This window comes from Rhodococcus sp. NPDC049939, assembly GCF_040656415.1.
Classification (GTDB): Bacteria; Actinomycetota; Actinomycetes; order Mycobacteriales; family Mycobacteriaceae; genus Rhodococcus_F.
The window spans coordinates 1-22,117 of record NZ_JBFAMC010000005.1; the positions used below are offsets into that span (position 1 = coordinate 1).

Below are 22,117 nucleotides of genomic sequence, written 5' to 3' on the forward strand. Positions count from 1 at the left end.
TTCATCTCATGGTCAGCTTTCGTCAGACCCCGACAGGGGTAGGAGAATTCGGCCTCATCACCGGCACCACACAACCCGTACCGCTACTGCACCAGTCCCTTAATCCCCGCCGGCACCTCCGCCGACTCCGGATCGGCCGCGGCCTTCTCCCAGCCCCCGGACGCGGAGACCAGGAACAACTCACCGGCATCGGCGAGCCAGAACTCTTCGGCATCGGCCGCCCACTGCACCGCCGCCTTGTCACCGACCGGCATGCTCGACAGCACCGAACCCGACTCGTCCGTGATCACCACCTGCGACGAAGACACCGTCGCCACAAAGCTTCCCGACGGCGACACATTCTCGATCCCCGAACCACCCGACGACACACCCGCACCAGCATCCGCGCCCGCGTCCGCGTCCGACTCATCGGTGGATTCATCCGCCGACTCATCCGCGCTACCATCCGACGACTCGTCCGTCACATCCTCAACCGACTCATCCGTCGCGTCCGACGACTCGTCCGTAGCGTCCTCGACCGGCTCGTCCGTCGTGTCCTCAGCGGGCTCGTCGGTCCTGCCATCCGTCGGCTCATCCGCTGTGTCCTCGATCGGCTCCTCGATCACCTCTGCGACCGGCTCCTCGGACGCCAGCTTCGCCGACGCCAAGCTCAGGCTCTTGCCAGACGCGCTCTGCTCGTTCTCCCAGGACTCATTGGCGTCGTAGATTTCGCCACCGTCACAGTAGGTGCGAGTAACTGTCTGCGCCCTGACCTTCTGACCGCGATAGCCCGACGAAGTCCTCGGGCCGTTCACGGTGTGTATCTGGACGTGAGTGAGCCTGCCGGTGTCGTCGATGTCGAGTCTGATCGACGTATCTGTGCCAACGTTCTTTCTCATGTAGACGTGGCCACTGTCACTGGAGCGGACCACAACAACCTGGTACTCGTAGTTATCCCCCAAGGGGGTCTTCCCGAGGCTGTCCCAGGAGACTATCGCGTCCCAATCGAAGAAGTTGCCTTCGTCCTTGCAGCTCGTGTCGGTGACCACCGGGGTGGGGTAGAAGTTCGCGTTCGCACCGAACGTGCTCGCCACCGACCCGGTATCGGTGAACGCCGCAGCCGTACCCGAAGTGGTCGCCATCAAAGCCGCCACACCCACCGCACCGAAGGCCATCAACGGCCGCGCCGGCAACGCACGCCCCGACAACATCCGGGACGCCAAAGTCCGGGTCTTGGTCACCGGAGCAACCGGCATCTCGAACTGCTGCGTCGGAGCATCATCGAAATCGAAGTCCCGCACCGACGCCGACACAGGCTCGGCAGGCTTCTCACCCCCGGACGCGCCGGAGTCGTCACCGCCCTGATCCTCGTCATCCTTACGCGCGGCAGGCCGGAACGCGACCACCATCAGGCTGCCCACAAACGCACCGCCGAGGAAGATCGCCGTCGGCGACGACAACCACGCCACCACATACCCGAGCGAGGGAACACTGAAGAACACCCGGTCCGCCTCCGTGACCGTGTACGGCGAGAGGTCCGCATCCTCGTTCGCATCACCCTTGAGGATCAGCACCGACGCGTTCTCATTGGACGAGACGATCTCCTGGACCCGGTGCGTGATCCGGGTGCCCTGCTGATTCAGCACACTGACCACGTCACCGACCGCCAGATTTGAGGCGGGCACACTGCGCGACAACGCCAGCGAACCGGTGGTGATCTCCGGCGACATCGAACCCGACCGGAACACCAACGGCTTGATCCCGAAGAAAAACGACGCCGACGCGGCCAGCACACAAATCAAGCCGGCGATCGCCCCCACGTTCAGTGCGATCTGGCGAACAGAAAATTTATTATCCGATCCAGTCGGATTTGTTTGTGCAGTCATGATTCTCAGGCAGTCGTCGCGTGGAAGTTGAATGCAACGTCCACGGACTTGCCCTCAACACTGTTGTTCGTATCCGCGGTATCCGCCGCGTCCGGGTGCAACCTGATCTGGAAGCACACGTACTCACTCTCCCCGGGCTGCAGCGTCCTCGGCCCGTCTAGCGCCTCCACCTCGCCGCCCTTTACCAGTCGGTCAACCGGCCCGAGATTCTCACCACTGCACTTGTTACCCGACTCACCATTCGGCTCACCATCCTTGAGCACAAACACCATGTGGTCGGCCAAGTCCGACGACGACGCCGACGCCGTAATCGTGTAGTTGAGCGGCGTCGATCCCGTGTTCTGCACCGGCAACTTCGCACTCGACCGCTCGCCCGGGTACAAACCCGACTTCGACCACGACGTGAATGCGTACGCGTCCGGATTCGCTTGCTGACCGTCGATCTGCAGATCGATCGAACCGGTCGAGAACACACCCGACGTCGCCGTCGCGGTATCACTCCACGCCGCCAGCGTCCCGAACGCACCGAGGCCGAGCACGATCCCCAACGACGCAATCGCGCGCGGTCTACCACCCGACATCAACGACCGCGCACGGGCACCGAACCCCGACGCCGAACTCGAAATCTCTTGACGAGACATTGTTGCTGAGCCTTTCCTCATCCATCTAGCAGGCGCCAGTGCGCCGGGGTACTACCCATGTGCAACCAAACCTGGGGTGCGGCCGCCACGGTCCAAACCTCGAGAGCGTCGGTGGCCGACCCTGACCGGGTCGACCACCGACGCGCTGGGTGCCCATCCGAAAATCGTTGGGCGATAACGACTAGCTGTCCTGGCTGTCTCCGGTGACGGAGTTCTGCTCCAGCGTGACGCTGAAGTTACTGAGATCGACGGAAAGTCCCTGAGTGTCGTTGCCCGCATCCTCGAAGCTGACCTCGACGTTGACGCTGACGGTCTTGCCGTTGTCGTCGCTGTCGATGGTGCCGTCTACGAGCTCCTCGTCTCCGATCGTTGCAGTAGTCTCCAGCACCAATGCCTCCTTGAGGGCATTGTCAGGGCTGATCGAGCCCTTGTCCGCCGACAGCGTCGCGGACAGGTTGTCACCCTCGGCACCGATCAGGAACTCAGCGCTGTAGGTGAGGACGTCACCGGGCACGGCCTTGAAGCTCGCGATGTCCTCGATGGCAACGCCGTTGCTGTCCTTCCAACCAGCGTTCTCCCCCTGAGTGAGCGAGAGGGTACCGGACTTGACGGAGCCACCGCCGACCGATTCCGAGGCGTTCCACGCGGCCATGGTGCCCGCTCCACCGGCGAGCAGGATCGCGGCGGCACCGGCGGCGATGGCACCCTTGGTCTGCTTGTTCATGTAGTTGCCCAGCTTTCGTCGAACCCCGTCGCGGGGTGTGGATTATTTCGGTCTCGGATCGGAGTTTCGTTCGCCCAAAAGAATGGGCAGAGTTTCGTGGCATCCGTCTCCGTGGTGTCGCTCATCGCTGTCGGTAACCCGGAGAACCCGAGTACACCGCTTACGATGCGTTGAAGTTCTACCACGGTGAACGGACATTCGCGTACACAATCCGACACTTTCCTGGAAAACACCTGGTCGCTTGTCCAATATTTTTTTCGATCGGATGGTGAGTCGACCATTTTGTGATGGACCAGCGGATCGTGACCGCAACCGCTCACGCGGCACAACGACGGAAAGTGATGCAGGTCGGGATGTCCGGAAGGAAGGCAGGGTGTCGGACAGTGTCGTAATTCACTGTGCGCATTGCCTTGTGGCGGCACGGCCTCGCCTCGCGCTATGTGATGTCGGCTACTGCCGCCCCTGGCGTGTCGTGCCGGTAGCGACGGAAGCGGCCCCGGAGTCGTCAGGTCTCCGGGGCCGCTTCAACATTGTCACGTGACGAGTGGTCTACGTATCAGCTGAGATTCTCGAAGAATCGGGTGATGGTGTCGCCGAGGATATCGGCGATCGAGCCGGTCGAACTGAGCTGGCCCTCCGACGAGCCCAGGCCGCTGTCTTCCAGGCTGCCGCTGACAACCTCGCCGGGGTTCGCGTTGCGTACGGTGAAGCACACGTTCAACGCGTCTTTCAAAGAATGATCCATGCTGAGGGTGCCAGTCGTCTTGATGCCACCGCTGGTGACGGCGGTGCCGACCGGGAGATCGTCGGGGACCTCGTAGGTCATATTCAGCGTCACCGGGTTGCTGGCGTTCATGGACCATCCGGTGCTACTCACCTTGTAGCCGGAGCCGTCCGGCACCGGTGTGAATTCCGCCGTTTCCTGTCCGCCGATCACCCTCCTCTTCACGGTCGCCTTGACCGGCGCTCCGAAGCCGGCAGGCGGGTAGTCAGTGATGCTCTGGAGGTACGGGATGCCGCCGCTGGTGCTGACGACGGTCTCGTAGGTGACCAGGGTGCCGGGGGCGGCGTCCGTCTCGGTAACCGTCTTGACATAGCTGTAGGTGCGGCCCACCGTGGACTTCTTTGTGGCTTGGGCGGACTGTACGCACTCTGCGGCGCTGGCCACGCCCGCTCCGATGCTCGTGGTCAGACCGGTCGCTACCAGTGCGGCGGTAGCAGCCACGACAGTGGCGCGGCGTATCGGGGTTTGGGACACGTGCGATCTCCATTCGATTGCTTGCAGGGCCGATCGCTTCACGCCGAGACGTCAACGATCCACAGGCGCAAGACGATCGGGAGTGTGCAAATGACCGTCGAGAATTGGGAGATGCTATCGCACGAGGGGTTGGTCCGGCATGTATTCAGCGACACAACGTGACTGCGAAGAATCGATCGAGCCAGTCGGAAGTGCGATCTCGATCGCTCGGCCTAGGCCAGCAGCGACGCCAGCTTGCCGGCGAGCACGTCCCACCGCCACTCCGTCCTGACCCACTCGCGGCCCGCCGCGCCCATCGCGGCGGCGCGGTCGCGATCCGACAGCACGTCGATCACCGAACGTGCCACGTCGGCCACCGACGTACCGTCCACGATCAATCCGGTTTCGCCCGGCCGCACCGTTTCCGGAGCACCACCGGATTGTCCCGCGATGACGGGAACACCGGTGGCCGACGCCTCGAGGAACACGATTCCGAGGCCCTCCACGTCCAGTCCCGCACCCCTCGTCCTGCACGGCATCGAGAACACGTCGGCGATCGTGTGGTGGGCAGCCAACTCGGCTGACGGCACGGTACCCGTGAACACGACATGCTCGTCCACGCCCACCGACCGCGCCAGCGACCGCAGTCTGTCTTCGTATGGTCCGCCACCGACTATGACCAGAACGGCACCGTCGATCTGTTCACGGATACCAGGCAGTGCCCGAATCAGGACGTCCTGACCCTTACGCGGCACAAGCCGCGACAGGCACAGAATCGTCGGCCGAGCACCGAGTCGGTACCGGGACCGAAGTTCGGCCCGAGCACCACTGTCCGGAGCGAAACGTGCAGTGTCCACCCCGGGCGGTAGGTGTTCGAGCGCCGCACTCGAGCCGAACGCGGACGCGAATCGACGTCGCGTGTAACGGCTCACATACGTGACGGCATCGGTCTGCGCGCCGATTCTCCCGAGAGCCTGTCTGGCACCGGGCAGCATGGACCAACCGACCTCGTGCCCGTGCGTACTCGCGATCACCCGCTCCGCTCCGGCTCGACGCAAGGTCGGGGCCAGCAGCGCTAGTGGAGCAGCCGCACCGAACCAGACCCCCGTACAGTCGTGTTTCGCGAGCAGTTCGGCCGCACGCCGCGCGACGAACGGGGTGGGCACCATCAGCGTTGTGGGATGGCGCACTACCTGAAACGGTTGTCGCGCATCGAACTTGGTGTGCGAGTCGCCACGCCAGCGCGGCGCATAGACGACGAAATCCTCTGCGGGCAGATACTTTGCGAAAGTGTGCAGGTACGACTGAATCCCGCCGGGGCGCGGTGGAAAATCGTTCGTCACCAACAGGGTTCGGCGCATGTGATCACCGTAGGCGGTTCACCGCAGGGTGGCCGACGCAGGGTCACCCCAACTGAGCGCTCACCCACTGGGACCAGCCGTTCCGGAACTGATCGGCACCCACGGCGAGGACATCCGACAGGCGTTCGTCCAGCGTCTGCGGATCCACCTTCCCCACCGACAGTGCTCGGTACAGCTCGGTCAATCGGGCTTCTCCGAACTCTGCGGCGACGAAGGCGTTGATCGACCACGCGGCCTCGTATGCCTGCGACCCATGCTTGCCGGATACGGCGAAGTCGCTGTCGCCGGGGAAGTCACGCGGGGCACCTTTGGTATCCACCCGAGCGGCCAGCGTCGGAGCAATCTGCCGTTCGGCCGTTCCGGTACCCCGGTGTGCCGCGTACTCGGCGTAGCCCTCGAGCATCCACATCGGCGAACCGTCCACCGTGACCGCCCGCGTCGCCACATGGGTCAGTTCGTGTTGCAGAATCTCGCGCGTGGTGACGCCGGTGAGTCGTTCCGCCGCTTCCGGGCTGAACACGATCCGCTGCCCAGTCACCACGTCGGAATCCGGGTCGACCGCGTCCGAGAGCGCGACGGCGGCGATATTGCGGCCATCGTGTTTCGGACCGACCAGAGCCGTGAACTCCTCTTGCGATCCCGCAACCCAGACAAGCGCGCGTCCCGCCCAGTCCGAACCCCACAGCTGCGAGACGTCGGCGACGGCCGCAGGGAGTTCCTCTGCCAGACGGTCGACCATCTCGGCGTCCCAGGGATGCCCGAGCACCACAGACGTTCGTCCCTCGCCCGTTTCGACGCGCTGTGAGACTAACGGCCCGAAATCCCAAGGGCCGCGCCATGTCCGAAGGTTTGCATCCACCGTGGCGCTGTCACTGACCAGGGTCCAGCTGGCGCCGCGCCGGGCCACGACAAGCGATACCGGCTTGCGCGTGGGACGCTCGTCCACCCCTGCGATCGCGTAGCGGAGTTGAACAGCAGGTGCCCACACCTCATCCGCGCGCAGTGCGGTGACGACACTGGGCGGAACCTCACTCTCGCGTCCGGCGAGAATCTCATAACCCCAATCCGAGAAATCGACTCCCGAAATATTGGCTGCTCGTAGTGTCTGTGCGGCGAGGAAGCCGGGCGTCGCCGACGCGTCTACCAACTCCGCCAATTCGGCGGCGTCATTGCGTTGCAGTGCCGTCGCCCAGCTGTCGAGGAGTGCTTGCACCGCCACCACACGAGAGCGCTGGTCGGCGTTCAACTTTCCGGCGGACGCGTCCGCATCAACATCGCCGCGCACGAGACCGGTCAGTCCGAGGACGGCGACAACGGCGACAACGAGTCCGACCAGCGCTACCCACTCCCACACGCGTACTTGGCGACGTGGAGTCGGATCCGGTGCGGGTCCCGCGGCTCGCGAGTCTGGTTCAGCCACGCGTGCGAGTCTATGGGCACCGCCTCGGCCAGGCGGGTTGATACTCAGTAGCGGCGCGCTCCGTAGAACGGCATCCTTGCCATCGACTCGACCTTGACCGGGACTCCATACGTCGAGGCGTGGATGATGTTGCCGTCCCCTGCGTAGAGGCCGACGTGGGATGCGTCGTTGTAGAAAATGACCAGGTCGCCGGGTTGCAGGTCGTCGCGGGACACCGGCATACCGCCATTGGCCTGCGCTTGACTGGACCTCGGCAGGTTCTTGCCGACTTGTTTGTAGGCCCACACCACCAGTCCCGAACAGTCGAACCGGTCCGGCCCGGTGGCGCCCCACGAATACGGGTCACCGATGCGCGTCATGGCAGCCTGCAGTGCGCTCGAGCCCGCGCCTGGGGTCAGATGGGCGAGGATCGTGGCCGGATCGACTCCGGGCGGGAACGGCGTACCCGCGAGCTGCTGGCGTTCCTCAGCGCTGAGGTTGCCGAACGCTTCCAGCACGCCATCGATTTGGGCCTGAAGATCGCTCTGCTTGCGTTGCAGGTCGTCGCTCACGGCCCTTGCCTGCTCTGCAGCAGCCCGCGCCGCGTCCGCTGACTCCTTGGACGCCTCTGCCGCTCTCGAGGCATCCTCGGTCGCGGACCAGAACTGAGCGACTTGGTTGCTCGTGTCCTTGGAGATGACATCGAGCAGTGACATCTGGTCGAGGAGTTGCTGCGGCGAGTCGCTGCTCATGAGGGCGAACAGGCGACTGGTCCGAGCACCCTGGTACGTGGCCGTGGCCAGCTGGTTCACCGCAGGCCGAAAGACGTCGACCTGCGCCCTCGCGGCATCGAGTAAATCTTGATCTGCCGTCGCCTGTGCTTCGGCCTCACGTTGCGCCGACTGTTTCGCTTCGAGATCGATCTGAGCGTTGAGCAGCGCCTCGTTCGTCTGCTCGGATTGACGAGACAGCTCACCGAGTTCGGCCATCGAGTCGGTCGGATCGGTGAAGACCGGGTCCGCGCCCGCCTGGACCGTGGGCAGTACCACGAGCCCCAAAGACAGCACGGTTGCCGTCAGGACCCTACGCACGGAGCGCTTCATCGTGTGTGTGGCCACGGACGCGTTCTCCGATCGTAGATCTCCACCAGCTGAGTCGACTGTCCCATCGGTTCGGAGGCATCCCCGGTTCGAGCGAACATGGCGTGGCTGAAGCGGCGGCGACCCGCGCTGCCGCCCGATTGCACGACATATCTCCGCAAGGTCTCGTATAGGTTACGAAATGGCATACGCCGCGTCCACCCAGTATTCGGTCTCGACCCTGACGCCTGCGCTTCGCGCAAGGTCAGAAGCGGCGCGCCTCGTCGACGGGCATGGACGCGAGGGGTGCCAGCTTGACTGGCTGGCCCGAGGTGGAGGCATGGATCACGTTGCCGTTGCCTGCGTAGAGACCTGAGTGCGAGCCGCCGTAGAAAGAGATCACGTCGCCGACGCGAAGATCGGACATCGGCACCACCGCGCCGGCTGCGGCTTGCTGATAGCTGGTGCGCGGCACATCCAGGCCTGCCTGCTTGTACGCCCATTGAACGAGCCCGGAGCAGTCGAAGGAGTTGGGACCGGCGGCGCCGTAGGAATACGGGGCACCGAGCTTGGTGTGGGCGGCCTCGACGGCCCTCTCCCCCACAGTGGTGTTCATGGGCGGGGCGACCGGCCCTGTTGGCGCTCCCTGCATCTGCGGGAGCACCAGCCCGGGGATCTCGAAGGTTCCGATTCCGGGGATCTCAATGGGGGCCGCGGCCGCGGGGGCGGCGGTAGCGGTAAGTGCTCCGATTGCAAGTGTGCCCGCAACGACGACGTTCCGTACATTCCGCTTGAGAACTTGTGATTCCACGAAAGGGGTACTCCGTTTCTTCCGCTCTCCGCCGACCGAGTTGGCTGACGGGTTCGGGCTGGGAAGATCAGCCCGGTGACCAGTGGTGCTGCCCAGGAATGGGCTGCAAGTCTCCGCTTGGTCTCAAAAAGGTTACGAACTGGAATACCTACCTGTCGACCAAGCGCAACGGCGCGGGGCCACTTCCAGCCAATTCGCGAGGGCGAAGAAACCGTTGGTAACGGTCGGATAACAAATAGTTCGTTTTCAGCCAGCACTTCAGGTGCTTGGGTTATTAGTCGGCGACTCAACCTGCGTTGGCTGCGACCCTGAGCGATGCGTTTCTCCTGCTCAAAGGACATCTGCACCCGGATCGTTCGGCGCCTGCCCACTCGGCGACCCGAAGCCTCCGCACGAATGGGAGCCGACGCTCGGAGATCGGCTTTCCGACACACGCCGGGCCTCGTCGCCGCCGTCTGAAATCAGTCGGTGTGATCCTCGTCTCTCACAGCTCCGAAACCCCTTCTGTCGGTGCTCGCCCATACGCTCTCGAGCTGTGAGCGTGCCCGGTGCCCCTGTGCAGTTGAGCTTCGACGAGCTCGACACCCCACTGCGAGAGACCACCTTCGTGGTGGTAGATCTCGAGACCACGGGAGCGAGACCGGGCCTCGACGCGATCACCGAGATCGGCGCGGTGAAGATCCGCGGCGGCGAGGTGATCGGAGAAATGGCGACCCTTGTCGACCCGGGACGAGCGATCCCGCCCCACATCGTCGAGATCACGGGCATTACATCCGCGATGCTGATCGAAGCTCCGCGGATCGAGGCGGTTTTGCCCGCTTTCCTCGAGTTCGCGCGGGGGGCAGTGCTGGTCGCACACAACGCCCCGTTCGACACCGGCTTTCTCCGAGCTGCCGCGTCCGACACCGGCACACCGTGGCCGAACTTCACAGTCCTCTGCACGGTCAAACTGGCCCGACGAATTCTCACCCGCGACGAAGCACCATCGATGAAGCTGTCGTCGCTGGCCCGGCTCTTCAAGGTGGGAACCACGCCGACACACCGGGCACTCGACGATGCCCGCGCTACTGTCGACGTCCTGCACGCCCTGATCGAGCGAGTCGGCAACCAGGGAGTGCACAGCCTCACCGAACTTGTCGACTATCTTCCCGACATTTCGTCACATCAACGGGCGAAACGCTCCCTCGCCGGCCAACTCCCCCACTCTCCGGGCGTATACATGTTCCGCGGTTCGTCCGACGAGGTCCTCTATGTCGGGACTGCGACGAATCTGCGACGACGCGTGCGCAACTATTTCACCGGGTCGGAGTCCCGCGGCCGGATGAAAGAAATGATCGCACTGTGCACCCGGATCGACCATGTGGAGTGCGCCCACTCACTCGAAGCCGGGGTCCGCGAGCTCCGACTACTCGCCGCACACACTCCTCCATACAACCGGCGATCGAAGTATCCGAAACGCGGGTGGTGGATCACGCTCACCAAGGAGGCGTTCCCCCGACTGTCGGTGAACCGCACCCCCAATGCCGATTCGCTCGGACCCTTCCGGTCACGCTCGACAGCGGTCGACGTCGCCGACACCCTTGCCGAGTACTGTCCTCTCCGCACCTGCACCAGCCGCATACCGAAGGGGCAGGTACACGGGCCGAAGTGTCCGTCGCGGGAGGTGGGGCGCTGCCCCGCCGCCGTCCACGGCCTCGAAACCGAAACCGCCTACCGCCAAGGTCCCGAACAATTCCGACAGCTTGTACGCGGCCTCGACGACACACCGCTGCGCCGGATGCGTGCGAGGGTGGAGGAACTGGCAGCCCAGGAATTGTTCGAGAATGCCGCACGCCTGCGCGACCGTACGGTTGAGACGGTTCTGATGCTACGAAAGATGCAACGACTCGCTGCTCTGACCGCCCTCGATCAACTAGTCGCCGCGCACCCGGCAGCGACGGGCGGATGGGAATTCGCCGTCATCCGCGCAGGTCGACTCGCATCTGCGGGATGCGCGCCGCATGGAGCGCCTCCGATGCCAGTGGTGGACGCGCTCGTCCTCACCGCGGAAACAGTCGTACCGGACTCGTCGCCCCTGCGGGGCGCGTCCCCCGAGGAGGCGGGCCTCATCGCTCGCTGGCTGGATCGGGAGGGCACACGCATAGTCAGTGCCTCTTCCGGCTGGTGCGAGCCCGCACAGGGGGCCGGCTCCTGGACCGGCTGGTGCGAACTCGCACGGGCCGCGAGCGCCACCGAACACGACGCCGACCACCCGCGCCGAATTCCATCCACCACCACATAGGGTGGCGATCATGATCAACGCCATCGTCCTGATCCACGCCGAAGCTCACCGTATCCCTGAGACTGCACAGGCTGTCGCCGACATCGCCGGTGTGAACAGGGTCTATTCCTGCGCCGGTGATGTGGACCTGATCGCGATCGTGCGAGTCCGCGACCACGCCAAGATCGCCGAAGTCGTCACGGAGGGGATCAACAGGGTCGAGGGTGTGTCCAGGACGGCCACGCACATCGCATTCCAGTCCTACTCGAGCGCCGACGTCGAAGCGGGCTTCTCCATAGGCGAGTGACCTACCCGCAAGCGCTCTCGTTCGGAACCGAATCTATTTGGAGTCCGGTAGCGCGGAGGTCACGTCGACCCACTTGTCGAGCAGCGTCGAAGCGGCGCCGCTGTCGATGGCCTGGGCCGCTGTCGCGAAAGCCTCTGACAGCGCATCTTCGAGTGTGCGGCCACCCAGTCCTCGAAACGCCGCGATCGCTCCGGCGGCGTTGAGCAACACCGCATCGCGCACCGGTCCGGTCTCGCCCGCCAGGAGGCGTCGCGCCACCGCCGCGTTGACCTCCGCATCGCCGCCGCGCAGTTCTTCGAGGGAGACCCGTGCGATCCCTATGTCGCGGGGATCGAACTGCCGGGTTGTCACCGCCCCGTCCGACACGACGTGCACGGTCGACGTGGTCGACGTGGTCAGCTCGTCGAGGCCATCGTCGCCGCGCACCACGAGGGCGGAACTGCCGCGCTGAGCCAGCACGCCGGCCACCACCGAGGTCAGCGCAGGAAAAGAGCACCCGACCAGACCTGCACGCGGACGCGCCGGATTCGTGAGCGGTCCGAGCACGTTGAAGACGGTCGGGATGCCGATCTCCTTGCGCGGCGACCCCGCGAAACGCAGAGCAGGGTGGAACACGGGGGCGAAGCAAAAGCCGATCCCGGTCTCCCGGACACATCGGGCTACCTCGTCGGGACCGAGATCGATCCTCACTCCGAGTGCCTCGAGAACGTCCGCGCCGCCGCTCTTGGAGGACGCTGCCCGGTTCCCGTGCTTGACGACGCGAATTCCGGAGGCTGCAACCACGATGGACGCCATCGTGGAGATGTTGACCGTATTGGACCGATCACCACCGGTTCCGACGACGTCGACGACGTCGGCGTCGATCGGGACCTTGCGTGCGTGTCCAAGCATCGAATCGGCCAAACCGCGCACTTCCTGCGCAGTCGCGCCCTTCATCTTGAGGGCGACACCGAAAGCCGCGATCTGTGCGGAGGTGGCGTTGTCGGACATGATCTCGTCCATCGCCCAGGTCGCATCCTCCACAGAGAGGTCGCGGCCCTCGGTGAGGACGCCGAGAACCAACGGCCACGTGCGCGCCGGTGGCAGTCCGCTCTTCGTCTCCTGAGCAGTCGGGCTCTGCATCGTCGTGTCCTCTTGTCCTAGTGCCGGATCAGATCCATCGCAGCCTAGCTATCGGGCAAATCGGGCTCGCGCGCCGGTTGCATCGCATCCCATCCGACCGCGGAACCACCGAGCCGCTGGGCGAGTCCGACCATCCTCGACCGTTCCTGCGAGCAGTGCAGGGCGTCGAGGATCTGAGTCCGCTGCAGCACCAACTGCACCGGCGCGGTCGCATCCGCGGGCCCTGAGTCGGAAGGCTCCTCGCCCGAACCTTGCGGGCGGTAGCCGTCCTGCGCAGCGATCGACACCGCCTCCGCCACCGCCGAGGCTGGGAGTGTCAGATGATGCCTGAGCACGGCCTCTGCATCGGCAGTCCACCGCGGATGCTCGGCGGCGGCCCGCCCGAGCGTCGTCGAGCACGCCTCCACGTCGTCGAAGCATGACGCGACAACCACGAGATCATGCCTGTCCGGGTCCAACGGGAACTGTCGTCCACCCCCGAACAATCTCCGCAGCCACCCTCGATTGCGCCCAGTTCCCATCCCCCCACCTTTTCACGGTCCGCGACCAGCCAGCCAGCAGGGATAATCGGACACTCCGGACGCCAGAGCGCACCAAGAGCGGACCCGAGTACTCACCTCTTACGACAAGACGTCATACTTCTGTCTGTGACGAGCGCAGTAGGGACTTCAGGATCAGCAATCACCCAACGCGTGCACTCGCTGAACCGACCAAACATGGTCAGCGTTGGCACCATCGTGTGGTTGTCAAGTGAGCTCATGTTCTTCGCAGGGCTCTTTGCCATGTATTTCGTGGCACGAGCACAGTCGTACGGAAACTGGCCGCCGGAGCCGACCCATCTGAATCTGTTCCTGGCCGTTCCGGTGACGCTGGTGCTGATCGCGTCGTCGTTCACCTGCCAGATGGGTGTGTTCGCGGCTGAACGTGGCGACGTCTTCGGTCTGCGCCGGTGGTACCTCCTGACCCTGGCCATGGGCACCTTCTTCGTCCTCGGGCAGGGCTACGAGTACTTCGCCCTGTTCGGCGAAGGCACGACCATCTCGAGCAGTGTGTACGGCTCGGTGTTCTTCATGACCACCGGCTTCCACGGGCTGCACGTTATCGGCGGCCTCATCGCGTTCGTCTTTCTGATCTTCCGCACCAAGGTCAGCAAGTTCACGCCTGCCCAGGCCACCGCAGCCATCGTCGTCTCGTACTACTGGCACTTCGTCGACATCGTATGGATCGCCCTGTTCGCGACGATCTACTTCATCCGATGATCAGCTGAACGCCCCCAGGCAGCCCCCCTGACGTCCAGTCCGTCCCGACATACCAAAGGGATACAGATGAGTCCATCCCCCCCTCCCACATCCGACACCACGGCGTCGGCCGCCCAGGCACGGCGTCGGCGGAAGCTACGCAGGCGCGTCACCGGTGCCCTGGTCCTCATGATGGGTCTGGTCAGCGCCGGTTTCCTCGCGTCCGCGTTGACGCCGACTCCACAGGTCGCCACCGCGAGCGATGATCAGGCAGCACTGATCCGCGAAGGCAAGCAGCTGTACGACACCTCATGCGTCACGTGCCACGGTGTGAACCTTCAGGGTGTCCAGGATCGTGGCCCCAGCTTGATCGGTGTCGGCGAGGCCGCGGTGTACTTCCAGGTGTCGTCGGGACGTATGCCCGCAGTCCGCAACGAGGCGCAGGTCATTCGTAAGCCCGTCAAGTTCGACGCACAGCAGACAGACGCCATCGGTGCCTACATCCAGGCCAATGGAGGCGGACCGACGGTCATCCGCGACGAAAACGGCGAGATCGCGCAGTCCTCGCTGCGCGGTGGCGATATCGCACGCGGCAGCGAACTGTTCCGCCTCAACTGCGCTTCTTGCCACAACTTCACCGGTCGGGGCGGTGCACTGTCGTCCGGCAAGTTCGCTCCGGTACTGGACCCGGCCAACGAGCAGCAGATCTACACGGCAATGGTCACCGGCCCGCAGAACATGCCCAAGTTTTCCGACCGTCAGCTGACCGTCGAGGAAAAGAAGGACATCATCGCCTACGTCAAGTCGGCGAGCGAGGTCAAGCAGCCCGGCGGCTACGGACTCGGCGGTCTCAATACCGCCTCCGAGGGTATCGCCATGTGGATCGTCGGAATTATCGCTGTCGTCGGTGCAGCATTGTGGATCGGAGCAAGGACATGAGCGACGCTGGCCAACCGGACGGCGCCACGCCAAAGAAGGATCACACGGATGAGGAACTCGAGAACCTCAGCCGCGACGAACTAGTAGAACTCGGCACCAATCTCGACGGTGTCGACGTCGCGTTCCGCCGCGACCGCTGGGCGGTTTCGGGGACGAAGGCGGAGAAGCGCGCCGAACGATCGGTTGCCTTCTGGTTCATTCTCGCGGCTGTCTCGGCGATCGCCTTCATCGCGATCTACCTGTTCTGGCCCTGGCAATACGCAGGCGCAGGCGACGAGAACTACTCGGCCTACAGCCTGTACACGCCGCTGATCGGCCTCACAATGGGCCTTTCCATCCTCAGCCTCGGCTTCGGAGCGGTGCAGTTCACCAAGAAGTTCATCCCCGAAGAGGTGTCCATCCAGGACCGCCACGACGGTAAATCGTCCGAGACCGATCGCCAGACGACCGTGGCATCACTCGGTGACTCGTTCGAGACGTCCACGATCGCACGACGCAAGCTCCTCAAGCGCAGCGCCATCTTCGGCGGCGGCGCCCTCGGCATCATGACCCTCATGCCGCTTGGTGGCCTGATCAAGAACCCGTGGGCCGAGGGTGACGATTCGCCGCTGTGGGTGTCCGGCTGGACCCCCCGCTACGAGGGTGAAACCATCTACCTTCGCCGCGACACCGGCCGACCTGAGGACGTCGTCCTCGTCCGGCCGGAAGATCTGGACGCCGGCTCCATGGAGACCGTGTTCCCCTTCCGTGAGTCCGACCGGGGCAACTTCGAAGCCCTGCTCGGCGGACTTCGCGGCGCCCGCAACTCGACCATGCTCATCCGTCTCCGCACGGAGGACACCGCGAAGGTCGTCAAGCGCAAGGGTCAGGAGAGCTTCAACTACGGGGACTACTTCGCGTACTCGAAGATCTGCACCCACCTCGGCTGCCCCACCTCGCTGTACGAACAGCAGACCAACCGAATCCTCTGCCCGTGCCACCAGTCGCAGTTCGACGCGCTGACCTACGGCAAGCCGATTTTCGGTCCCGCTGCTCGTGCCCTTCCGCAGTTGCCCATTACAGTGAACGAAGAGGGCTTCCTTGTCGCCGCAGGTGACTACATCGAAGCTCTCGGCCCGGCATTTTGGGAGCGTCGACCGTGACCGACAAACCATCCAAACTTAACTCGATGGCCGCAGGCCAGGCCGAAGCGATGGACTCTCGGTATCACCTCGCTGCGGGAATGCGACGGCAGATACACAAGGTCTTCCCCACGCACTGGTCCTTCTTGCTCGGCGAGATCGCGCTGTACAGCTTCATCATCCTGCTGATCTCCGGCGTCTACCTGACCCTGTTCTTCGACCCGTCGATGGCGCACGTCGTCTACAACGGTGCGTACGAACCACTTCGTGGCGTCACCATGTCTCGTGCGTACGAGACCACCCTGAACATTTCGTTCGAGGTGCGTGGTGGCTTGTTCGTCCGTCAGATCCACCACTGGGCTGCACTGATGTTCGCGGCGTCGATCGTCGTACACCTGGCGCGCGTCTTCTTCACCGGTGCGTTCCGGCGTCCACGTGAGGCCAACTGGGTCATCGGTAGCCTTCTGCTGATCCTGGCGATGTTCGAGGGCTTCTTCGGATACTCCCTCCCGGACGACCTGCTCTCCGGCACCGGTGTCCGCGCCGCTCTGTCCGGCATCACGATGAGCGTCCCGATCGCAGGCACCTGGTTGCACTGGCTGATCTTCGGTGGCGACTTCCCCGGTGAATTGGTCATTCCGCGCCTGTACGTCGGACACGTCCTGCTGCTTCCCGCCATCATCCTCGCGCTGATCGCAGGGCACCTGGCACTCGTCTGGTACCAGAAGCACACGCAGTTCCCCGGCCCCGGACGCACGGAGCAGAACGTCGTCGGTGTCCGAATCCTGCCGGTCTTCGCTGTCAAGTCCGGCGCGTTCTTCGCCATCACGACCGGCGTTCTCGCCCTGATGGGTGGACTGCTGCAGATCAACGCAGTCTGGACGATCGGCCCGTACAACCCGTCGCAGGTGTCGGCAGGCGTGCAGCCCGACATCTACATGATGTGGACGGACGGCATGGCCCGTCTGTGGCCCGCGTGGGACATCTACCTGTTCAACCGGTACACAATTCCGTCCGTATTCGCTGTGGCTGTGATCATGGGCGTGGTGTTCACCCTCCTGATCTCCTACCCGTGGATCGAGAAGCGTCTGACCAAGGACGACGCTCACCACAACCTGCTCCAGCGTCCACGTGACGTTCCGGTGCGTACGGCGATCGGTGCGATGGCGATCACGTTCTACGTCATCCTGACGCTCTCGTGCATCAACGACATCATCGCGTACCACCTGAACATCTCACTGAACGCCACGACATGGATGGGCCGCATCGGCATGGTGTTGCTGCCTCCGATCGCCTACTTCGTGACCTACCGATTCTGCCTGGGTCTCCAGCGCAGCGACCGTGAGGTGCTCGAGCACGGTATCGAGACCGGCATCATCAAGCGGATGCCGAACGGTCAGTACATCGAGATTCATCAGCCGCTCGGCCCGGTCGACGACCATGGTCACCCGATCCCGCTCGAGTACCAGGGTGCGGCCCTCCCGAAGAAGATGAACAAGCTCGGATCTGCAGGCAAGCCCGGCTCCGGTAGCCTCACCACGGCCGACCCGGTCGAGGAGAGCGCGGCTCTCGAGGCCGCCCTGCACGAGGGCGAACACAAGCAGCTGACCATGCTGCGGGAATACCAGGACCAGGTACACGGCAACGGCTCGTCCGGAAACGGCGAAGCCCACTAGCCTCATCCGAAGTCCATCAGGGGCCCCGAACCAGATCTGGTTCGGGGCCCTGCTCGTTTCTCAGTCCAGGATGTGCACGCCGCTCGAGGACTGAGTAGGCAGCAAGTTTGACCCGATCCTCGACGAGGAACCACAGCAGGGCGTAACCCCAGACGACGGCGACCCAACCCCAGCCCAGCGGAGCCATCAGCAACCCGAATCCGGCGATCAGGGTGGCGATGACTTGGGTGCCGACAACAGCGGCCAACAGTACGCGGGCCGGCGCGGGCCGCGACCAGAACGGGCCACGGGTACGGGTGACGAACACCGTGAGATGGCCCGAGACAGACAGCTTCAGGTAGATGAGGGTGCGGATCACGTCGTGGTCGAGACCGAAGGCTTTGTCGGCGAGCGTGAACAGCAGGAACGTCTCGATCACGCCCAGAATGCCGAGGACGGTCGCGATGGTGAGCACGGTGCGCATGTCCCATGCCGCCGGACTCGGTGAGCCCCGCACACGGTCGAAGGCGATGGCGAGGATCGCACCGTCGTTGAGGATTGCGAGCAGCACGATCATGATCGCGGTGACGGGGAAGAAGTTCATGGTGACGACGGCAAGGGTGACCAGCAGCAACACACGGATGGTCTCGGCTATCCGGTAGGTGGCGTAGTTGGTCATGCGAACGAAGGTCTCCCTGGCCATGCGGATCGCGTGCACGATGACCGACAGTCCGGGGGCAAGCAGCACGACGTCCGATGCAGCCCGAGCCGCCTCGGTGGCCCCGGCTACGGCGATACCGGCATCGGCTTGCTTCAGCGCAGGGGCATCGTTGACACCGTCACCGGTCATCCCGACGATGTGTCCCCGCTGCTGTAGCAGGCGCACGATCCGATACTTGTGCTCCGGGAACACCTGGGCGAACCCGTCGGCGCCTTCCACGAGATCGGCTACCTGCTCGTCAGTGTTGCTGTTGTTCTGCAGGATGTCAGCAGGCAGGATGTGGTCACCGAGACGGAGCTGGCGGGCGATCTCGGCGCCGATGGCCACCTGGTCGCCGGTGACCATCTTCACCTGCACACCCAGGCCACGGGCGTCGCTGACCGTCTTTGCGGAGTCAGCGCGTGGCGGATCCGCCAGCGGCAGCACTCCGAGCAGCCGCCACCGGGAATCGGATGTCGTGCGTGCCACCGACAGCGACCGATCACCGCGGCGAGCGTACTCCTCGACATGCTCCGCGGCGGCTGCACAGGCGGGATCGTCTTCGCAGAGTTCGGCGATAACCTGTGGTGCACCCTTGCTGACGCGGTAAACAGTTCCGTCACCGCCTCGAACTGTGGCCTCGGTCCGTTTCGAAACCGGATCGAACGGCATGAATGCCTCGACCTCGGCACCGGGTACCGGCATGATGTCCCCGGCCGCGGTAAGCACCGCCAGATCGATCGGATCCTGATCCTCGGCGCGTGATGCAAGCGCGGCTGCGGTGAGAAGGTCCGCTCGTGTGGCTCCCGGTGCACGCCAGGGGTCGGCGACCGCAAGCGCGTTCTGTGTAAGGGTGCCGGTCTTGTCCGAGCACAACACATCGATCCCGCCCAGTTCTTCGACGGCGGGTAGGTGGCTGACGACCGCCTTGCGTTGAGCGAGTTGGCGCGCCCCGATGGCCATCGTCACCGACAGCACAGCGGGCAGTGCGACCGGCACGGAGGCGATCGTGACCACGAGCGCGAACTCGAGCGTCTGCAGTGTCGGGTTGCCTCGTAGCAGCGATACCGCCGCGGTCAGCGCTACCAGGGCTACCGCGATCATTATGAGGAAGTTCCCGATACGTAGCACTGCCTTCTGAAAATGGCTGGTCGTGCCTGCGGTCCGGACCAGCGCGGTAGTGCGGCCGAAGAAGGAGTCCTCGCCGGTGGCGAAGACCATTGCGTCCGCCTCGCCGCGGGTAATCACCGCCCCGGAGTACAGGACTCCGCCGTGCGCGCAGGTCACCGGAAGTGACTCGCCGGTCAAAGCTGACTGATCGACCTGCAGCGGACTGTCGTCCAATAGCCGCGCATCGGCGGGGACCACGTCCCCGAGGCGAATGCGGATGATGTCGCCGCGGACCAGCTCCCGGGTAGCCACCGTGACCCATGCACCGTCCCGCAATGCGCGGGCACTCGTGGCCAACTGCTGCTTCAGCGCGGCGATGGCGTTCGCGGCCTGCCGTTCCTCGGTGAAGGCCACCACACCGTTCATGCCCAACAACACGCCGATGATCACGGCGTCGGTCCAGTGCCGAGCTAGCAGCGACAGCAGGAGTGCCGCCTCGATCATCCACGGAATCGGCGCCCAGAAGTAGCCCGCGAAAGTCAGCAGCGGATTTTGTCTCCGCTCGACGACTTCGTTCGGACCCTCCTCCGCGAGCCGCGTGGCCGCATCCTGTGCGGTCAGCCCATCGGCCGGCACACACAACTCGCTCCGCAAGACCTCGAGCGGGACTTTCGACAGATCGACCACCGGTGTCATGAGTGGCTCTTCTTCCGTATGCCTCTCTTCCGTCCGCCTCCATCATGCACACCCGTAGCGATTCGCGGCCCACGGCCACCATTCCCCCTGGAACCGCGTAAGGCGCCGAACCCCTTCGGGGTCCGACGCCTTGCGCTCTCGGTTTGTAGGTGTGGGCCTAGTGCTTCTCAGGGCCTGCGTAGTACTCGAAGACCATTCCCGCGGCCGCGGCGAGTACGGCAACCACCGCAACCACCACCAGCCAGATCTGGAAGAACGCCAACGAGACGGCGGCCAAGGCTGCTGCGGCAGCACACAGGATCGGCCAGTAGCTGCCGGGACTGAAGAAGCCCAAATCGCCTGCACCGTCAGCGATCTCTGCGTCTTCGTAGTCCTCGGGGCGGGTGTCGAGACGCCGGGCCACGAAACGGAAGTACGTTCCGACGATCAGCGTCAATCCCGCCGACAGGCAGATGGCAGTCAGACCCGCCCATTCGATGCCCGTTCGCGATACGGCGGTAAACACGCCGTAGACGATCGCGACGAGAATGAAGAAAACCGTCAGGATCTCGAAGAGCTTCGCTTCGATCTTCATATCAGCACTTGTCCTTGGTCAGTGTGGTACCGGCAGCAGTTTCAGATGCCGTCGACACCGCTCGCCTGCCTGTAGCCGCGATCGGTAGTAAAGGGGGACGTCGACGTGGCAACAGGGGATTCACCGATTTCCTGCAACGCTTGCGCCGTGTTCAGGCCTTGGCCGCCCTCCGCTTCGGGCGTACGCAACTCGATGTACTGCGCGAACTTCTCCGGCGTGACCGCACGTACCTCGAAGTTCATCATCGAGTGGAACGTGCCGCACATCTCGGCGCAGCGTCCGACGAATGCACCTTCCCTCTCGATTTCACTGATCTGGAAGGAATTGTCGGAGTGGTTCTCCGCCGGGTTCGGAAGCACGTCTCGCTTGAAGAGGAACTCCGGCACCCAGAACGCGTGGACGACGTCGGCCGAGGCCAGATCGAACTGGATCCGCTTGCCGGTAGGTAGAACCAGGATCGGGATTTCTTCGCTGGAGCCCACCGTCTCGATCTTGTCGTAACGCAGGTAGGACAGATCCTGAGGAGCCTTGCCGTGAACGGGTCCGGGTGCCTCGCCCTCTTCGCCCGGTGCTGTCGCGGCAGCAGCCTGGGCCTCCGCGTCGACACCGTCATACCTGGGGCCACCTTCACCGAAATCGATGGAGCGGTAGCCGAACTTCCAGTTCCACTGATATGCCGTTACATCCACCACGACATCGGGGTTGTCCTGCTTTTCGAGGACGTGGGTCTGCACCACCACCGTGAAGTAGAACAGGACGGAGATGATGACAAACGGCACCGCCGTGTACGCGAGCTCCAGCGGTACGTTGTATGCCGTCTGACGTGGGAACTCTGGCGAGTCCTTCTTCTTGCGATGGAAAATCACCGCCCAGAATGTGAGCCCCCACACCAGCGCCCCCATGGCGAGGGCGGCGATGACCGACCAGGTCCACAGTTCACGCATGCGAGTCGCCTGCGGGGTAACGCCCGAAGGCCACCCGAAACGAAGCACCTCGTTGTCGATTGAACAACCCGACAGCAGCAAGGCAGCAATGCCCAATGAAACTGCCAGCCCTGCCCGCCGAAGGATCCGACCTTGCACCACGTGCACGCCTTCCTGATCGCCGCAATATTCCACAAGGGCAACCCGATGGGTAAGGCCCAATTACTACGCAGCGTAGACCAGAGGCGCGGACTCTCAATTTTCGGGTCTGACGTCCTGACGCCCCGGAGTCCGGATTGTCTCAGTGGCGAAGTTGGCGGCCCACATCAGACGACTCGGCCATCTGCGGCATACT

Annotated in this window: 19 protein-coding genes; 6 read left to right on the forward strand and 13 right to left on the reverse strand. The window is 64.0% G+C overall.

The window, feature by feature from the left end:
• Nucleotides 1-83: 83 nt before the first annotated feature.
• The 8 genes from AB0I57_RS16905 to AB0I57_RS16940 all read right to left on the reverse strand — a co-directional run bounded on the left by AB0I57_RS16905 (nucleotide 84) and on the right by AB0I57_RS16940 (nucleotide 9,117).
• Nucleotides 84-1,865, reverse strand: a complete 1,782-nt coding sequence (locus tag AB0I57_RS16905) for a signal peptidase I (protein ID WP_358337583.1) — start codon at nucleotides 1,863-1,865, stop codon at nucleotides 84-86.
• A gap of 5 nt (nucleotides 1,866-1,870) precedes the next feature.
• Complete coding sequence (locus tag AB0I57_RS16910) at nucleotides 1,871-2,506, reverse strand: SipW-dependent-type signal peptide-containing protein (protein WP_358337586.1); 636 nt, start codon at nucleotides 2,504-2,506, stop codon at nucleotides 1,871-1,873.
• Nucleotides 2,507-2,687: 181 nt separating this feature from the next.
• Nucleotides 2,688-3,230: an alternate-type signal peptide domain-containing protein gene (locus AB0I57_RS16915; RefSeq protein WP_358337589.1), complete on the reverse strand. Its 543-nt coding sequence runs from the start codon at nucleotides 3,228-3,230 to the stop codon at nucleotides 2,688-2,690.
• Nucleotides 3,231-3,786: 556 nt separating this feature from the next.
• Nucleotides 3,787-4,488, reverse strand: coding sequence for a hypothetical protein (locus AB0I57_RS16920; protein ID WP_358337591.1), 702 nt, complete (start codon nucleotides 4,486-4,488; stop codon nucleotides 3,787-3,789).
• A gap of 212 nt (nucleotides 4,489-4,700) precedes the next feature.
• Nucleotides 4,701-5,828: a glycosyltransferase family 4 protein gene (locus AB0I57_RS16925; protein ID WP_358337594.1), complete on the reverse strand. Its 1,128-nt coding sequence runs from the start codon at nucleotides 5,826-5,828 to the stop codon at nucleotides 4,701-4,703.
• 43 nt (nucleotides 5,829-5,871) lie between these two features.
• Nucleotides 5,872-7,248, reverse strand: a complete 1,377-nt coding sequence (locus AB0I57_RS16930) for a hypothetical protein (protein WP_358337597.1) — start codon at nucleotides 7,246-7,248, stop codon at nucleotides 5,872-5,874.
• A gap of 44 nt (nucleotides 7,249-7,292) precedes the next feature.
• Nucleotides 7,293-8,345, reverse strand: a complete 1,053-nt coding sequence (locus AB0I57_RS16935; RefSeq protein WP_358337600.1) for an NlpC/P60 family protein — start codon at nucleotides 8,343-8,345, stop codon at nucleotides 7,293-7,295.
• Between the two features lie 226 nt (nucleotides 8,346-8,571).
• Nucleotides 8,572-9,117, reverse strand: coding sequence for a C40 family peptidase (locus AB0I57_RS16940; protein ID WP_358337603.1), 546 nt, complete (start codon nucleotides 9,115-9,117; stop codon nucleotides 8,572-8,574).
• Between the two features lie 535 nt (nucleotides 9,118-9,652).
• On the opposite strand from AB0I57_RS16940, the gene AB0I57_RS16945 reads away from it, so the two are divergent.
• Both AB0I57_RS16945 and AB0I57_RS16950 read left to right on the forward strand, forming a co-directional pair.
• Entirely contained in the window at nucleotides 9,653-11,398 is a 1,746-nt protein-coding gene (locus tag AB0I57_RS16945) for a DEDD exonuclease domain-containing protein (RefSeq protein ID WP_358337606.1), read from the forward strand.
• A 10-nt stretch (nucleotides 11,399-11,408) separates the two neighbouring features.
• Nucleotides 11,409-11,684 carry an Lrp/AsnC ligand binding domain-containing protein gene (locus tag AB0I57_RS16950; protein ID WP_358337608.1) on the forward strand — a complete coding sequence of 92 codons (276 nt, stop codon included), beginning with the start codon at nucleotides 11,409-11,411 and terminating at the stop codon, nucleotides 11,682-11,684.
• A 33-nt stretch (nucleotides 11,685-11,717) separates the two neighbouring features.
• Here AB0I57_RS16950 and trpD read toward each other — a convergent pair whose 3' ends face one another.
• On the reverse strand, nucleotides 11,718-12,806 hold the full coding sequence (gene trpD, locus AB0I57_RS16955; protein WP_358337610.1) for an anthranilate phosphoribosyltransferase: 1,089 nt from the start codon (nucleotides 12,804-12,806) through the stop codon (nucleotides 11,718-11,720).
• Between the two features lie 44 nt (nucleotides 12,807-12,850).
• Nucleotides 12,851-13,327, reverse strand: a complete 477-nt coding sequence (locus AB0I57_RS16960) for a hypothetical protein (protein WP_358337613.1) — start codon at nucleotides 13,325-13,327, stop codon at nucleotides 12,851-12,853.
• 126 nt (nucleotides 13,328-13,453) lie between these two features.
• Between AB0I57_RS16960 and AB0I57_RS16965 the strand changes: the two genes are divergently transcribed.
• The 4 genes from AB0I57_RS16965 (at nucleotide 13,454) to AB0I57_RS16980 (ending at nucleotide 17,780) form a co-directional block, all read left to right on the forward strand.
• Nucleotides 13,454-14,065, forward strand: coding sequence for a heme-copper oxidase subunit III (locus tag AB0I57_RS16965; RefSeq protein WP_358337616.1), 612 nt, complete (start codon nucleotides 13,454-13,456; stop codon nucleotides 14,063-14,065).
• A gap of 66 nt (nucleotides 14,066-14,131) precedes the next feature.
• Nucleotides 14,132-14,983 carry a cytochrome c gene (locus tag AB0I57_RS16970; RefSeq protein WP_358337619.1) on the forward strand — a complete coding sequence of 284 codons (852 nt, stop codon included), beginning with the start codon at nucleotides 14,132-14,134 and terminating at the stop codon, nucleotides 14,981-14,983.
• Nucleotides 14,980-16,125 (forward strand): ubiquinol-cytochrome c reductase iron-sulfur subunit, encoded by a 1,146-nt coding sequence (locus tag AB0I57_RS16975; RefSeq protein ID WP_358337622.1) that lies wholly within the window; start codon nucleotides 14,980-14,982, stop codon nucleotides 16,123-16,125. Before AB0I57_RS16970 ends, AB0I57_RS16975 begins: the two co-directional genes overlap by 4 nt.
• A gap of 26 nt (nucleotides 16,126-16,151) precedes the next feature.
• Nucleotides 16,152-17,780: a cytochrome bc complex cytochrome b subunit gene (locus AB0I57_RS16980; protein WP_358338295.1), complete on the forward strand. Its 1,629-nt coding sequence runs from the start codon at nucleotides 16,152-16,154 to the stop codon at nucleotides 17,778-17,780.
• A gap of 16 nt (nucleotides 17,781-17,796) precedes the next feature.
• Here AB0I57_RS16980 and AB0I57_RS16985 read toward each other — a convergent pair whose 3' ends face one another.
• The 3 genes from AB0I57_RS16985 to AB0I57_RS16995 form a co-directional block, all read right to left on the reverse strand.
• Nucleotides 17,797-20,265 carry a plasma-membrane proton-efflux P-type ATPase gene (locus AB0I57_RS16985; protein ID WP_358337625.1) on the reverse strand — a complete coding sequence of 823 codons (2,469 nt, stop codon included), beginning with the start codon at nucleotides 20,263-20,265 and terminating at the stop codon, nucleotides 17,797-17,799.
• A 157-nt stretch (nucleotides 20,266-20,422) separates the two neighbouring features.
• Nucleotides 20,423-20,839: a cytochrome c oxidase subunit 4 gene (locus tag AB0I57_RS16990; RefSeq protein ID WP_358337627.1), complete on the reverse strand. Its 417-nt coding sequence runs from the start codon at nucleotides 20,837-20,839 to the stop codon at nucleotides 20,423-20,425.
• A gap of 41 nt (nucleotides 20,840-20,880) precedes the next feature.
• Complete coding sequence (locus tag AB0I57_RS16995) at nucleotides 20,881-21,930, reverse strand: cytochrome c oxidase subunit II (RefSeq protein ID WP_358338298.1); 1,050 nt, start codon at nucleotides 21,928-21,930, stop codon at nucleotides 20,881-20,883.
• Between the last annotated feature and the right edge of the window lie 187 nt (nucleotides 21,931-22,117).

Coding starts and splice junctions, on each gene's coding strand:
- AB0I57_RS16910 (WP_358337586.1), bottom strand. CDS start 2,506: ATGTCTCGTCAAGAGATTTCGAGTTCGGCGTCGGGGTTCGGTGCCCGT.
- AB0I57_RS16905 (WP_358337583.1), bottom strand. CDS start 1,865: ATGACTGCACAAACAAATCCGACTGGATCGGATAATAAATTTTCTGTT.
- AB0I57_RS16925 (WP_358337594.1), bottom strand. CDS start 5,828: ATGCGCCGAACCCTGTTGGTGACGAACGATTTTCCACCGCGCCCCGGC.
- trpD (WP_358337610.1), bottom strand. CDS start 12,806: ATGCAGAGCCCGACTGCTCAGGAGACGAAGAGCGGACTGCCACCGGCG.
- AB0I57_RS16960 (WP_358337613.1), bottom strand. CDS start 13,327: ATGGGAACTGGGCGCAATCGAGGGTGGCTGCGGAGATTGTTCGGGGGT.
- AB0I57_RS16990 (WP_358337627.1), bottom strand. CDS start 20,839: ATGAAGATCGAAGCGAAGCTCTTCGAGATCCTGACGGTTTTCTTCATT.
- AB0I57_RS16980 (WP_358338295.1), top strand. CDS start 16,152: ATGGCCGCAGGCCAGGCCGAAGCGATGGACTCTCGGTATCACCTCGCT.
- AB0I57_RS16975 (WP_358337622.1), top strand. CDS start 14,980: ATGAGCGACGCTGGCCAACCGGACGGCGCCACGCCAAAGAAGGATCAC.
- AB0I57_RS16915 (WP_358337589.1), bottom strand. CDS start 3,230: ATGAACAAGCAGACCAAGGGTGCCATCGCCGCCGGTGCCGCCGCGATC.
- AB0I57_RS16970 (WP_358337619.1), top strand. CDS start 14,132: ATGAGTCCATCCCCCCCTCCCACATCCGACACCACGGCGTCGGCCGCC.
- AB0I57_RS16985 (WP_358337625.1), bottom strand. CDS start 20,265: ATGACACCGGTGGTCGATCTGTCGAAAGTCCCGCTCGAGGTCTTGCGG.
- AB0I57_RS16950 (WP_358337608.1), top strand. CDS start 11,409: ATGATCAACGCCATCGTCCTGATCCACGCCGAAGCTCACCGTATCCCT.